Annotated in this window: 13 protein-coding genes; 7 read left to right on the top strand and 6 right to left on the bottom strand. The window is 71.0% G+C overall.

Annotated elements, in window-relative coordinates; translation table 11 throughout:
* The first annotated feature begins 101 nt into the window (after nt 1-101).
* The 4 genes from ACZ60Q_RS01060 (at nt 102) to ACZ60Q_RS01045 (ending at nt 3,935) form a co-directional block, all read left to right on the top strand.
* The gene (locus ACZ60Q_RS01060; RefSeq protein WP_469626510.1) at nt 102-872 is read left to right on the top strand and encodes a lysophospholipid acyltransferase family protein; all 771 of its coding nucleotides are present in this window, start codon (nt 102-104) and stop codon (nt 870-872) included.
* A gap of 33 nt (nt 873-905) precedes the next feature.
* Complete coding sequence (macS, locus tag ACZ60Q_RS01055) at nt 906-2,156, top strand: MacS family sensor histidine kinase (RefSeq protein WP_469626507.1); 1,251 nt, start codon at nt 906-908, stop codon at nt 2,154-2,156.
* Nucleotides 2,153-2,866: a response regulator gene (locus ACZ60Q_RS01050; protein WP_469626504.1), complete on the top strand. Its 714-nt coding sequence runs from the start codon at nt 2,153-2,155 to the stop codon at nt 2,864-2,866. Before macS ends, ACZ60Q_RS01050 begins: the two co-directional genes overlap by 4 nt.
* Before the next feature lie 73 nt (nt 2,867-2,939).
* Nucleotides 2,940-3,935: a 2-hydroxyacid dehydrogenase gene (locus ACZ60Q_RS01045; RefSeq protein ID WP_469626502.1), complete on the top strand. Its 996-nt coding sequence runs from the start codon at nt 2,940-2,942 to the stop codon at nt 3,933-3,935.
* Nucleotides 3,936-3,944: 9 nt separating this feature from the next.
* Here the strand turns inward: ACZ60Q_RS01045 and ACZ60Q_RS01040 are convergent, their stop codons facing one another.
* The gene (locus ACZ60Q_RS01040; RefSeq protein ID WP_469626499.1) at nt 3,945-5,846 is read right to left on the bottom strand and encodes an anthranilate synthase family protein; all 1,902 of its coding nucleotides are present in this window, start codon (nt 5,844-5,846) and stop codon (nt 3,945-3,947) included.
* A gap of 123 nt (nt 5,847-5,969) precedes the next feature.
* Entirely contained in the window at nt 5,970-6,038 is a 69-nt protein-coding gene (locus ACZ60Q_RS01035; RefSeq protein WP_398064646.1) for a trp operon leader peptide, read from the bottom strand.
* Nucleotides 6,039-6,141: 103 nt separating this feature from the next.
* Between ACZ60Q_RS01035 and ACZ60Q_RS01030 the strand changes: the two genes are divergently transcribed.
* Together ACZ60Q_RS01030 and ACZ60Q_RS01025 are read left to right on the top strand one after the other, a co-directional pair.
* Nucleotides 6,142-7,488, top strand: coding sequence for a class II 3-deoxy-7-phosphoheptulonate synthase (locus ACZ60Q_RS01030; protein ID WP_469626495.1), 1,347 nt, complete (start codon nt 6,142-6,144; stop codon nt 7,486-7,488).
* 177 nt (nt 7,489-7,665) lie between these two features.
* Nucleotides 7,666-7,962, top strand: a complete 297-nt coding sequence (locus ACZ60Q_RS01025; RefSeq protein ID WP_469626492.1) for a (2Fe-2S)-binding protein — start codon at nt 7,666-7,668, stop codon at nt 7,960-7,962.
* A 40-nt stretch (nt 7,963-8,002) separates the two neighbouring features.
* Here the strand turns inward: ACZ60Q_RS01025 and bfr are convergent, their stop codons facing one another.
* A complete protein-coding gene (gene bfr / locus ACZ60Q_RS01020) occupies nt 8,003-8,482 on the bottom strand; it encodes a bacterioferritin (protein ID WP_469626490.1) in 480 nt (159 codons plus the stop codon).
* Between the two features lie 156 nt (nt 8,483-8,638).
* On the opposite strand from bfr, the gene ACZ60Q_RS01015 reads away from it, so the two are divergent.
* Nucleotides 8,639-9,271: a sulfite oxidase-like oxidoreductase gene (locus ACZ60Q_RS01015; RefSeq protein ID WP_050358036.1), complete on the top strand. Its 633-nt coding sequence runs from the start codon at nt 8,639-8,641 to the stop codon at nt 9,269-9,271.
* 33 nt (nt 9,272-9,304) lie between these two features.
* On the opposite strand, the gene ACZ60Q_RS01010 is transcribed toward ACZ60Q_RS01015, so the two are convergent.
* From ACZ60Q_RS01010 to ACZ60Q_RS01000, 3 genes are all read right to left on the bottom strand, one after another.
* On the bottom strand, nt 9,305-10,198 hold the full coding sequence (locus tag ACZ60Q_RS01010; protein WP_469626487.1) for a deoxyribonuclease IV: 894 nt from the start codon (nt 10,196-10,198) through the stop codon (nt 9,305-9,307).
* 6 nt (nt 10,199-10,204) lie between these two features.
* Entirely contained in the window at nt 10,205-12,130 is a 1,926-nt protein-coding gene (gene pknB / locus ACZ60Q_RS01005; protein WP_469626484.1) for a Stk1 family PASTA domain-containing Ser/Thr kinase, read from the bottom strand.
* 135 nt (nt 12,131-12,265) lie between these two features.
* Nucleotides 12,266-13,060 carry a thiazole synthase gene (locus ACZ60Q_RS01000; RefSeq protein ID WP_469626481.1) on the bottom strand — a complete coding sequence of 265 codons (795 nt, stop codon included), beginning with the start codon at nt 13,058-13,060 and terminating at the stop codon, nt 12,266-12,268.
* Between the last annotated feature and the right edge of the window lies 1 nt (nt 13,061).

The raw sequence follows: 13,061 nt of genomic DNA, 5'->3' as shown, positions 1-13,061 counted from the left end.
CCGCACGGCCCGCCGGGGCAGCCGGTCCTTCCATGCCGGGCAAAGGCCGCGACGACCTCACAGGCTAAGGTCTCAACGACAGCACACAGGAGGCACAAGAGTTGATCTACGGCGCAGTGAAGTTCTCCATCGGCGGGTCCCTGAAGCTCGCCTTCCGGCCGTGGGTGGAGGGCCTGGAGAACATCCCCGAGCGCGGTCCGGCGATCCTCGCGAGCAACCACCTGTCGTTCTCCGACTCGTTCTTCCTCCCGGCCGTGCTGGACCGCAAGGTCACCTTCATCGCCAAGGCCGAGTACTTCACCGCGCCCGGGGTCAAGGGCAAGCTCACCGCCGCCTTCTTCAAGGGCGTCGGCCAGCTCCCCGTCGACCGCTCCGGAGCCCGCGGCGCGGGCGAGGCGGCGATCAGGGCGGGCATCCAGGTCGTCGAGAGCGGCGGCCTCTTCGGCATCTACCCCGAGGGCACCCGCTCGCCCGACGGCCGCCTCTACCGGGGCAAGCCCGGCGGCCTGGCCCGGGTCGCGCTGGCCACCGGAGCGCCCGTGATCCCGGTCGCCATGATCGACACCGAGAAGATCCAGCCGCCCGGCCAGGTGATGCCCAAGCTGATGCGCCCCGGCATCCGGATCGGCAGGCCGCTGGACTTCAGCCGCTACCAGGGCATGGACGGCGACCGCTTCATCCTGCGCTCGGTGACCGACGAGGTCATGTACGAGATCATGAAGCTCTCCGGCCAGGAGTACGTGGACGTCTACGCCACCGCCGCCAAGCGCCAGATCGCCGACGAGGCGAAGGCCAGGGCGGAGGAGGCCAAGCGCGCCCAGAAGCAGGCCGCCGCGAGCAACGAGAACGGAACGGAACGGTCCGACGCGTAACCGCGTCGTTCACCGCCCGGGGGGTGTGGGGCCATGGCCAAGCGTGAGCGGGTCGTACGGATGTCGGTCGAGCTGCCGCTGTGGCGCGCGCTGACGGGCTACCGCGTCCTGACGATGATCTACGCGGTACTGCTCGCGATCTTCGGGAAGGACAACTTCGGCCAGCAGAGGTTCGAGCGGCCCTGGGTGGCCGTCGCGTATCTGGCGTTCCTCTTCGTCTGGACGCTCGCCACGCTGCCGAAGGTCCGCTCGGCGGCCGGCTGCACCAAACGCTTCCTCGTCGCGGACCTGGTCGTCGCGCTGGCCGGCATCCTGCTCACCCCGCTCGCCGACTTCGACTCGCAGTCGTTCGACGGCCCGACGCTGCCGTCGATCTGGACGGCCGGCGCGGTCCTCGCCTTCGCGATCAAGGGCGGCTGGCGGTGGGCGGCCTTCGCCTCCACGTTCGTCGCCGCCGCCAACATCATCCAGCGCGGTGAGCCCAGCCGGGACACCTACCACAACGTCCTGCTGGTCTGGGTCGCCTCCATCGCCATCGGGTACGTCGTCGAGGTCGCCCGCGCCAGTGAACGCACTCTGGCCCGCGCCCTGGAGATCGAGGCCACCACCCGCGAACGCGAACGGCTCGCCCGCGACATCCACGACAGCGTGCTCCAGGTCCTCGCCATGGTCCAGCGCCGGGGCACCGCCATCGGCGGCGAGGCGGCCGAGCTGGGCCGGATGGCCGGGGAGCAGGAGGTCGCCCTGCGCACCCTGGTCACCAGCGGCCTGCTCCCACCGACCCGGGTCTCCGAGGACGCCGCCGAGGGGGCCGTGGTGCGCACGGTCGAGGTGGACGACGAAGGCTCCGGCGACGGGGCCGCCCGCGACCTGCGGGCCCTGCTCGCCCCGCACGCGGGATCCCGCACGAGCTTCGCGGAACCGGGCGCCCCGGTGCTGCTCCCCGCGGAGTCGGCCCGGGAACTGGCCGCCGCCGTCAGCGCCGCCCTGGACAACGTGCGGGTTCACGCGGGCCCGGACGCCCAGGCGTGGATCCTGGTCGAGGACGAGCCCGGCGAGGTCATCGTCACCGTCCGGGACGACGGCCCCGGCATCCCGGACGGGCGGCTCGCCCAGGCGGAGGGGGAGGGGCGGCTCGGAGTCGCGCTGTCCATCCGGGGCCGGCTGCGCGACCTGGGCGGCACGGCAGAGCTGATCTCGGTGCCCGGACAGGGCTGCGAGGTCGAGTTGAGGGTTCCCAAAGCACCGAAGGTTTCCCGGGGGAAGGCAGGATCGGCCCGATGAGTACACGGAACGCAGCAAACGCAGCACAGGACGAGCAGGGGGCCACAGGCCGGCCCATCAGGGTCATGGTCGTCGACGACCACCCCATGTGGCGTGACGCGGTCGCCCGCGATCTGGCCGAGTCCGGCTTCGACGTCGTCGCGACCGCCGGGGACGGCCCGCAGGCGGTCCGCCGGGCCAAGGCCGTGAACCCGGACGTCCTGGTCCTCGACCTGAACCTCCCCGGCATGCCCGGCGTCCAGGTCTGCAAGGAGCTCGTCGGCTCCCACCCGGGCCTGCGGGTCCTGGTCCTCTCCGCGAGCGGCGAACACGCCGACGTCCTGGAGGCGGTGAAGTCCGGGGCCACCGGCTATCTGCTGAAGTCCGCCTCCACCCAGGAACTGACCGACGCCGTCCGCTCCACCGCGGCCGGCGACCCGGTCTTCACCCCGGGCCTCGCGGGCCTGGTCCTCGGTGAGTACCGCCGGCTCGCCTCCGACCCCGTACCCGTGGCGTCGAACGAGCCCAAGGCCCCGCAGCTCACCGACCGGGAGACCGAGGTGCTGCGGCTGGTCGCCAAGGGACTCTCGTACAAGCAGATCGCCGAACGCCTGGTCATCTCGCACCGCACCGTGCAGAACCATGTGCAGAACACCCTCGGCAAGCTCCAGCTGCACAACCGCGTGGAGCTCGTGCGGTACGCCATCGAGCGCGGCCTCGACGACGTCTGACCGGCGGGTCCGGGGGCGGAGCCGTATATTCGCGTTGTCCGGCCCCGCCCGCGGAAACAGATCGGGAGTACCCGTGGAAATCCTGGCCTTCGGTGTGCAGTCCGACGAGAAGCCCCTGATCGAGAAGGCCTTCGAGGGGCTGCACGAGGTCCGCTGCCTGGACGTCTTCCTGAACCGGGACACCGCCCCCATCGCGGCCGGCTACGAGGCCGTCTCCACCAGCGTCAACGCCGACCTCGGCTCCCAGGTGCTCCAGACGCTCGCCGCGGGCGGCACGCAGTTGATCGCCCAGCGCTCCACCGGCTTCAACAACATCGACCTGGAGGTCGCCGAGCGCCTCGCCCTGCGCGTCGCCCGGGTCTCGTACTACTCCCCGTACTCGGTCGCCGAATTCGCCTGGACGCTCGCCATGGCCGTCAACCGGCGCATCATCCGCGCCGCGAGCCGCACCCGGGACTTCGACTTCCGGCTGGACGGGCTGCTCGGCCGGGACATGCGCGGGCGGACCGTCGGAGTGCTCGGCACCGGGAAGATCGGCGAGGCGTTCACCCGGATCGCCCACGGCTTCGGCATGAAGCTGCTCGGCTGGGACGTGGCGGAGAATCCGGCCTGCGTCGAGCTGGGCATGGAGTACGTCGACAAGGAGCGGCTGTTCGCCGAGGCCGACCTGATCAGCCTGCACGTGCCGCTGCTGCCCAGCACCCACCACATCATCGGCGAGGCCGCCCTGAAGGCGATGAAGGACGACGCGATCCTCGTCAACTCCAGCCGCGGCGGCCTCATCGACACGACCGCCCTGGTCACCGAGTTGCGCGCGGGCCGCTTCCTCGGCGTCGGACTCGACGTGTACGAGGCGGAGGCCGGGCTGTTCTTCCTCGACAAGTCCCTGGAGGGCATCGACGACGACACCCTCGCCCGGCTGGTGACCTTCCCCAACGTCGTCGTCACCTCCCACCAGGCGTACTACACCGAGGACGCGGTGGGCCAGATCATCGACGCGACCGTGAAGAACGTCAGCGACTACCTGGCCCGCCGCACCAGCGAGAACGTCCTCGTGCCGAGGACGTGAGGACGTCCCTCAGCTCGGCACCACCGGCAGCCCCGCCAGCAGCTCCGTCACGATCACCGAGCCCCGCACGGTCAGCACCGACTCCGGGTGGAACTGCACCGAGGCGAAGCCGGGACCCCGCAGCGCGTGCAGCTCGTCGCTGTCCTCGTCGCGGCTCACCTCGATCCCGTGCGCGGCCAGCTCCACGGCGGCCGGAGCGTCGCACCGCCCGGTGAAGCTGTTGTAGAAGCCCACCGTCTCCGGCCGGCCGAACAGCTCGATCCGGGTCTGCGCCCCCTGGTACGGCACGGCCCTGCGCACGACCTCCAGTCCCAGCTCCGCCGCGATCAGCTCGTGCCCGAGGCAGACCCCCAGCAGCCCGTGCCGGTGGTCTCGCACCAGCTCCGCGGCGAGCTCCCGCAGCAGCCGCATCTTCGGGTCGGTGAGATCGCCCGGATCACCCGGACCCGGACCCAGCACCACCGGCCCTTCGTGCGCCCGCACCACCTCGCGCAGCCCCGGCTCGTCGTAGCGGCGCACCGAGACGTCCAGCCCCGACGCCCGCAGCAGATGGGCCAGCATCGCGGTGAACGAGTCCTCGCCGTCCACCACCAGCGCGTGCCCCGAGAGATCCTGGGTCCGCTCCTGCATCCGCAGCCAGAACGGCGCGAGCCCTCCGCGCCGGTCGTCCAGCGCCGCCTGCACCCGGGGGTCGGAGGCCAGCCGAGGCCGGTCCGCCTCGGCTCCGGGCCGGCCCGGCCGCACCCCCAGCGCGGCCAGCACCCCGGCCGCCTTGGCATGCGTCTCGGCGACCTCGCTCTCCGGGTCCGAGTGGCGGACGAGGGTGGCCCCGACGGGCACCTTCAGCGAGCCGTCCGGGGTGATGTCGGCCGTACGGATCAGGATCGGCGAGTCCAGGGTCTGCGCCCCGCTCGCGTCCCGGCCCAGCAGGGCCAGCGCGCCCGCGTAGTAGCCGCGGCCCCCGGACTCGTACCGCTCGATGACCCGGCACGCGTTCTGCACCGGGGAGCCGGTGACGGTCGCCGCGAACATCGTCTCGCGCAGCACGTCCCGTACGTCCAGCGAGGACTTCCCGCGCAGCTCGTACTCGGTGTGCGCGAGGTGCGCCATCTCCTTGAGCCGGGGCCCGACCACCACCCCGCCCATGTCGCCCACCGTGCACATCATCTTCAGCTCCTCGTCGACCACCATGGACAGCTCCTCGCTCTCCTTGCGGTCCCCGAGGAACGCCAGCAGACTCTCGGCGGTGGGCCCCTCGGCCGGGTAGCGGTACGTCCCGCTGATCGGGTTCATCACGACCGTCCCGCCGGACATCCGTACGTGCACCTCCGGGCTGGCCCCCACCAGCGTCCTGTCCCCGGTGTGGACGACGAACGTCCAGTACGCGCCCCGCTCGCCCGCCAGCAGCCGCCGGAACAGCGCCAGCGCGTCCGCCCGCCCGAACCCGGGGATCGCGCCCCGGAACGTGCGCCGGATCACGAAGTTCGCGCCCTCGCCCTGCCCGATCTCGTCCCGGATCACCCGCCGCACGATGTCCGCGTACTTTGCGTCCGGCACGTCGAAACCGAGGTCCTCCACCCTCACGTCATGGGCGGGCAGCGCCGCCAGCAGCTCCGTGAGCTCCAGCTCGTGCGTCTCGTCGGCCACCAGCACGCTCAGCGGGGTGCCGTCGTCGCGCACGTCGAAGCCGCGCTCGGCGATCTGCCGGAACGGCACCAGGGCCAGCGCGGGTGCCGTACCCACCGGCAGGTCGGCCAGCCGCTTCGCCTCCCGCACCCCGCCGATCAACAGTTCGACGTGATCGTGGTCACGGCCGGGCGTGCGCCGGTGCAGCAGGGCGAACGGCGGGGCGTCCTCCGCGAGCAGCCGGCGGAGGAGACCGGAGGCGGGGCGGGATGCGGTCTGCGACATGGGAGCAGGTTCCTTCCGGACGGCCCGTACAGGACTCCGTACGGGATTCACAGGGGAGGAACGGCTCCGCAACGCGGAAAGGCCGCCCCTCGGGCGGCCTTCGCGAAGTGTCAGCGCGATGAATCAGCGGGCCGCCGGATGAGCGGTCCACCACCAGTTCTGGATCGAGATCCCGATCAGTCGCGTCGACATGCCCCGACCCTAGCGGACCGGTCCGGGCATCGGAGCGGGTGTCTCATCTGTTGAGCGCACGGCTGGACGCCCCTTCCGACCCCGTAATGTTGTGCTCGTGACCGTGAACGCCAATACCTCCGTCGCCGGTGGCAACACCTGGCGAGACCTTCCCGCGGCGCAGCAGCCCGAGTACCCCGACTCCGAGGCCCTGCGCGATGTACTCGCGGACCTCGCGTCGTATCCGCCGCTCGTCTTCGCCGGCGAGTGCGACCAGCTGCGCGCCCGCATGGGAGCCGTCGCCAAGGGCGAGGCGTTCCTGCTGCAGGGCGGCGACTGCGCCGAGGCCTTCGACGCCGTGTCCGCCGAGCACATCCGGGCCAAGCTGAAGACGCTGCTCCAGATGAGCGCCGTCCTGACCTACGCGGCCTCCGTGCCCGTGGTGAAGGTCGGCCGGATCGCGGGCCAGTACTCCAAGCCGCGCTCCAAGTCGACCGAGACCCGCGACGGTGTGACCCTGCCGACGTACCGCGGCGACTCGGTGAACGGCTTCGCCTTCACCGAGGAGGCCCGGATCCCGGACCCCGCGCGGCTGAAGCAGATGTACCACGCGTCCTCCTCCACGCTGAACCTGGTGCGCGCCTTCACCACCGGCGGTTACGCCGACCTGCGCCAGGTCCACGCCTGGAACCAGGACTTCGTGAAGTCGTCCCCCTCCGGGCAGCGCTACGAGGCGCTGGCCCGCGAGATCGACAACGCGCTGAACTTCATGAAGGCGTGCGGCACCGACCCGGCCGAGTTCAAGGCGGTCGAGTTCTACGCCTCGCACGAGGCCCTGCTGCTGGACTACGAGTCGGCGCTGACCCGTACGGACTCGCGCACCGGCGAGCTGTACGACACCTCCGCCCACATGGTCTGGATCGGTGAGCGCACCCGGCAGATGGACGGCGCGCACATCGAGTTCGCCGCCCGGATCCGCAACCCGATCGGCATCAAGCTGGGCCCGACGACCACCGTCGACGAGGCGCTCGGCTACGTCGACCGCCTTGACCCCGGGCGGGAGCCCGGCCGGCTGACCTTCGTCGTCCGGATGGGCGCCGACAAGGTCCGCGACAAGCTCCCCGAGCTGGTCGAGAAGGTCACCGCTTCGGGCGCGACCGTCGCCTGGGTGACCGACCCGATGCACGGAAACACCTTCGAGGCCGCCTCCGGCCACAAGACGCGCCGCTTCGACGACGTCCTGGACGAGGTCAAGGGCTTCTTCGAGGTCCACAAGGACCTCGGCACCCACCCGGGCGGCATCCACGTGGAGCTGACCGGCGACGACGTCACCGAGTGCGTCGGCGGCGGCCACGAGATCTTCGTGGACGACCTGCACCAGCGCTACGAGACGGCCTGTGACCCCCGGCTCAACCGGAGCCAGTCCCTCGACCTGGCCTTCCTCGTCGCCGAGATGTACCGCGACCAGTAGTCCGGCAGACCGGGAGGATTCCCGGCAGTCGCACCTGTGGGGCACGGATCCATGTGATCCGTGCCCCACAAGTCGTATCCGGACTTTTACGGTGGTCGAGCGGCGGGTAAGGTTAGGTTAGCCTCACCGTGGAAATCGGAGCGGCGCCCGTGACCGACCCGCAGGGAGGTGAACCGCATGTACGTCTGTTCCTGCTTCGGCATCACGGAAGCGCAGGTCAGGAAGCATGCGGACGACGGAGCCTGCACACCCCGGCAGATCGCGTCGGCCTGCAAGGCCGGGACGGACTGCGGAGGATGTGTGCGCCGTATCCAGGCCCTGCTGGGCCGGGGCGACTGCCCCCGCGGCGAGCTGCTCGACCAGCGACAGGAACCCGCGACCGCCTCCCTCGCGCACCCGACCGTCGCGGCATCGGCCGCGGCGGCGGCCGCCATCGGCGCGATCCGGGGCGTGAGGCTCACCGACGCCGCCTGACCGGCGCGCACCGCCCGGGGAAAGCCCGGGTGCGGTCCGGTCAGCTCTCCGGCTGCTCGATCAGCTGGGCGATGTAGAGCGGCTCACCGAGCTTCTCGACCAGCTCCAGCTGGGTGTCGAGATAGTCGATGTGGTGCTCCTCGTCCTTGAGGATCGACTCGAAGACGTTCGCGGACGTGATGTCGCCCTTGCCGCGCATCACCTCGATTCCGCGCTTGAGGCGGTCGATCGCCTCCACCTCGACCTGGCGGTCCGCCTGGAACATCTCGGTCACCGTCTGGCCCACCCGCACATGGAAGAGCCGCTGGTAGTTCGGCAGGCCGTCGAGGAACAGGATCCGGTCGGTGAGGATCTCGGCGTGCTTCATCTCGTCGAAGGACTCGGTCCGGGTGTACTTGGCGAGCTTCGTCCACCCGAAGTTGTCCTGCATCTTGGCGTGCAGGAAGTACTGATTGATGGCAGTCAATTCGGCGGTCAGCTGCTCATTGAGAAACTCAAGGACCTCGGGGTCGCCCTGCATGGCAAAGGCTCCTTCCAACCGGTGATCGATTCTGCGAGCTGGCCAGATCCTCGCACCGCGCCCAGCGGCCGTCCAGTAAGTGCACACTTAGTATGAGTTGCCCGGATGGGTACTCCCTGGTCATGACCACCCCTGCCTGTCTGTCACCATGGAGGCATGGGTCAGCCGGAAAGCCGGGAAAACCGCGAGACAGAGCAGTCCGAGCTTCCGCCGGGACAGCGACTGCAGCGGGGATGGCCGGTCACCCATTACGGGCCCGTTCCCAAGTTCAAGCCCGACCGCTGGGAGTTCCGGGTCTTCGGGGCCACCGCCGACGGCGACAAGCACTGCTGGAACCACCAGGACTTCTCGGCGCTGCCTTTCTCCTCGGTCGTCGCCGATCTGCACTGCGTGACGAAATTCAGCATGATCGGCGCCGAATGGGGCGGGATCCCCGCCCGTACGGTCCTCGAGCTGGCACCGCCCGCCCCCGACGCCACCCATGTGATGGTCTGGGCCGAATACGGCTTCTCATCGAATCTGCGCCTGGACGACTTCGCCTCCGAGCGCACCCTCTTCGCCACCCACAAGGACGGCGAACTCCTCACCGCCGAGCACGGCTTCCCGCTCCGCCTCGTCGTCCCGCACCTGTACGCCTGGAAAGGCCCGAAATGGGTCCGGGGCATCGAGTACATGACGGCGGACCGGCGTGGATTCTGGGAGGAGCGGGGCTACCACAACATCGGCGACCCCTGGGGCGAGCAGCGCTACTCCTATCAGGAGGAGCCCGGGGACGGCCCCGAACTCTGACGCGGCCCGCGCAGATCCTTCGGTATTGAGCCTTCAGTTCCGCGCAGTCGGTCCCGTGATCTGACGCGTCTCGCGCAGAGCCTTCAGCCGGGCCACGTCCGCCGCGTGCCCCTCCTTGCCGCCGGGTGTCTCGATGATCAGCGGCACGCCTGCGGTCGCCGGATGCGCGAACAGCTCACGGAAGGGCTCCACCCCGATGTGACCGGCGCCGATGTTCTCGTGCCGGTCCTTGTGGGCGCCCACGACGTCCTTGGAGTCGTTGGCGTGGATCAGCTTGAGCCGCCCCTCGCCGACCGTCTCCACCAGCAGGTCGAGCGTCTGCCGCATCCCCGAGGGGCCGGCCAGATCGTGCCCGGCGGCGTAGATGTGGCATGTGTCCAGGCAGATGCCCAGCTTCGGGTGGGAGTCCAGCGCCTCGAAGTACGGACCGAAGTCCCAGGTCCGCGAGCAGAGCGAGAAGCCCTGGCCGGCCGTCGACTCCAGCAGAAGATCCGGGGAGTCGTCGTGGGTCAGCTCGTCCAGCAGCGGGCGCAGGTGCGTCCGCACCTGGGCCAGCGCCTCGGCGCGCGGCCGTCCGCCGGTCGCCGAACCGGTGTGCACCACCACGCCCAGCGCGCCGATCTCCCGGGCCCGCCGCAGCGAGTGGCGCAGGGACTCCACGGACTTCTCGACCGTCGCCTCGGTGTGCGAGCCGAAGTTGATCAGATACGGGGCGTGGACGTACGCCGGGATCGAGTCCGCCGCGCACCCGGCGCGGAACAGCTCGTCCTGCGCCGGGTTCCCGGCGGGCGTGGCCCAGCCGCGCGGATTGGCCACGAAGACCTGCACGGCCTCCGCCGCCAGTTCCCGGGCGTACTCCAGGCCGACCTTGGACAGGCCGCCGGCCACCGGAACGTGTCCGCCCACCGGGTTGCGCAGTGTGTGCATCTGGTTCTAGAGCCCCTTGGTCCTGATCGTGATCGTGGCCCCTTCGGGGGCCTGCTCGCCGCCGTCCACGGACTGGCTCGCGATCGTGTCGCTGAAGGAGAGGAACGGCCGGTCGACCTTCACGTCGAAGCCCGCCTCCTCCAGGGTGCTCCGCGCCTCGTCGACGTCCCGGCCGGTGACGTCCGGGACGTCCAGGATCCGGGGACCCTTGGAGACGGTCAGCTCGATCGTGTCGCCCTCGGCGGCCTCGACGCCCGCACCGGGGGACTGTTCGGCGACGGCGCCCTCGGCCTCGGGGGAGTGGACCCGGCCGGGCAGCACCTGGGCCTTCAGCCCCTCGGCCGCCAGCTCGGCGGTGGCCTCCTCGGCCGGAAGACCGGTGACATCCGGGACGTCGACGGGAGCGCCCTTGCTGACGACGAGCGCCACGGCCGCGTCCGGATTGCGGTCGGTGCCCGCGCGGGGATCCGTGCGGATCACCCCGCCGCGGGCCACGTCCTCGCTGAACTCCCTGGTCGCCATCCCGGGGACCAGGCCCACCTTCTTCAGGGAGCGCCGGGCGTCCGCGAGCGAGCGGCCCACGACATCGGGCACCCGCACGATCTCCGGACCCCGCGAGACGAGGAGCTTCACCGAGCCGTTGCCCCGGATCCGGTCGCCGGAGGCGGGGTCGCTGCTCACGACCGAGCCCCGCTCGACGGTGCCGCTGAAGACCCGCTCCACGCCCTTCAGCCCGAGCCCCTCGTCGGAGAGCCGCTTCTCGGCGGTCTGCTGGGTCTGGCCCAGCAGCGAGGGGACCTGGGTGAACTGCCCGGAGTTGATGTACCAGACGCCCGTCCCGATGCCCAGCGTCAGCAGTACGGCCGCGAGCACCGTGATCAGCTTGCGGTGCGGCCCGCCGAACGGGCCGCGACGGCCGGTCCCGCGCCGGGGAACGGCGGATCCCGCGGGCGGCATCACCAGCCGGCTGGTGCGGTGCACGCCGTCGCCGTCCGCCGGGAGGGCCCGCGGGATCACGCTCGTACGGTCGTCCGCGCCGTCGTGGGCATCCGACAGCGCCCCCGGCGGTACGGCGTCCAGCTCGGCGTCGGTCAGCGCGGCTCGGGCCTCACGGGCCTCGGCCAGCAGCAGCACCGCGTCGTGCGGGCGCACCTCGGGATTGCGGGCGGTCGCGCTCGCCACCAGGCTGTCCAGCGCGACCGGGAGCCCCGGCACGACGGCGGACGGGGCCGGGACGTCGGAGTTGAGGTGCCGGTAGATGACCTGGGCGGCGTTCTCGCCGGTGTGGGGCTTGGCGCCGGTCAGCATCTCGTAGAGCACGACCCCGCAGGCGTACACATCACTACGGGTGTCGGCCGAGCCGTGCTCGATCTGCTCGGGGGCCAGATACGACACGGTGCCCAGCAGGGAGCCGGTGCTGTCCGTGGCCGTGCCGACCGCCCTGACCAGGCCGAAGTCGGCGACCTTCACCCGGCCGTCATCCCCTATCAGGACGTTCTCCGGCTTCATGTCGCGGTGCACGAACCCCGCCCGGTGCGCGGCGCCGAGCGCGGCGAGCACCGGCTCCAGGATGTCCAGCGCCGCCCGGGGCCGCAGGGCACCGCGCTCGCGCAGCACGTCGCGCAGGGTGCAGCCCGCCACGTACTCCATCGCGAGATAGACATACGCGCCCTCGGCGCCCTGGTCGAAGACCGCGACGACATTGGGGTGCGCCAGGCGGGCCACCGACTTGGCCTCACGGATGAAGCGCTCGACGAACGAGACATCGGTGGCGAGCGCCGGGTGCATCACCTTGAGGGCGAGCACCCGGTCCAGGCGGGTGTCCACGGCCCGGTAGACCGTGGCCATCCCGCCGACGGCGATGCGCGCCTCAACGCGATACCGGCCGTCGAGCAGCTGCCCGACGAGAGGGTCCTGGAGGGTCGTGTCCACCCCGAGAGTCTACGAGCCGCCACCGACACCCCGGACGGGCAAGGGCGTTCCCGGGGCCTTCCGCAGCCGATCCGTGACAGGGACACGCCCTGATCGAGACGGGGCACGCCCCGGGCGGCGAGCGCGTGCGGGTACTCAGAAAGCCGGGTGCTCCGGATCGAGCACCGCTCGCCCGGTCACCGGGGACGAGGCCTCGGCGAAGTGGCGGCGCGGAATCCGGCCCGCCCGGTACGCGAGCCGCCCGCCCTCCACCGCATGGCGCATCGCCCCGGCCATCAGCTCCGGCTCCTGGGCCCGGGTCACCGCCGAGGCGAGCATCACAGCGGCGCACCCCAGCTCCATCGCCTGCGCCGCGTCCGAGGCGGTGCCGGCCCCCGCGTCGAGGATCACCGGCACCCCGGCCCGTTCGACGATCAGCTCGAAGTTGTGCGGGTTGCGGATGCCGAGTCCGGAGCCGATGGGGGAGCCGAGCGGCATGATCGCCGCGCACCCCACATCCTCCAGCTTCCGGGCCAGGACCGGATCGTCGTTGGTGTAGGGCAGCACGGTGAACCCGTCGTCGACCAGGATCTCCGCGGCGTCCAGCAGTTCGATCGGATCGGGCAGGAGGGTCCGCTCGTCGGCCACCACCTCCAGCTTCACCCAGGGGGTGCCGAGCGCTTCCCTGGCCAGCCGCGCGGTCAGCACCGCCTCGCCCGCGGTGAAGCAGCCCGCCGTGTTCGGCAGGACCTGGATGGAGAGCCGCTCCAGCACCGAGAGCACCGAACCCCGCACGGTCGGGTCCAGCCGGCGCATCGCGACCGTGGTCAGCTCGGTGCCGGAGGCGATCAGCGAGCGCTCCAGCACCTCCAGGCTCGGCGCTCCGCCGGTGCCCATGATCAGCCGGGAGCGATAGGTGGCGGGACCCAGCGTGAAGACGTCGTCCGACATG

The sequence above is a fragment of the Streptomyces sp. NPDC104313 genome (assembly GCF_055583985.1).
Note: the sequence above shows the minus strand (reverse complement) of the source record. Positions and strands in the feature narration are given on the sequence as shown.

Coding starts and splice junctions, on each gene's coding strand:
- ACZ60Q_RS01015 (WP_050358036.1), top strand. CDS start 8,639: ATGGGTCAGCCGGAAAGCCGGGAAAACCGCGAGACAGAGCAGTCCGAG.
- bfr (WP_469626490.1), bottom strand. CDS start 8,482: ATGCAGGGCGACCCCGAGGTCCTTGAGTTTCTCAATGAGCAGCTGACC.
- ACZ60Q_RS01025 (WP_469626492.1), top strand. CDS start 7,666: ATGTACGTCTGTTCCTGCTTCGGCATCACGGAAGCGCAGGTCAGGAAG.
- ACZ60Q_RS01010 (WP_469626487.1), bottom strand. CDS start 10,198: ATGCACACACTGCGCAACCCGGTGGGCGGACACGTTCCGGTGGCCGGC.
- ACZ60Q_RS01040 (WP_469626499.1), bottom strand. CDS start 5,846: ATGTCGCAGACCGCATCCCGCCCCGCCTCCGGTCTCCTCCGCCGGCTG.
- macS (WP_469626507.1), top strand. CDS start 906: ATGGCCAAGCGTGAGCGGGTCGTACGGATGTCGGTCGAGCTGCCGCTG.
- ACZ60Q_RS01000 (WP_469626481.1), bottom strand. CDS start 13,060: ATGTCGGACGACGTCTTCACGCTGGGTCCCGCCACCTATCGCTCCCGG.
- ACZ60Q_RS01050 (WP_469626504.1), top strand. CDS start 2,153: ATGAGTACACGGAACGCAGCAAACGCAGCACAGGACGAGCAGGGGGCC.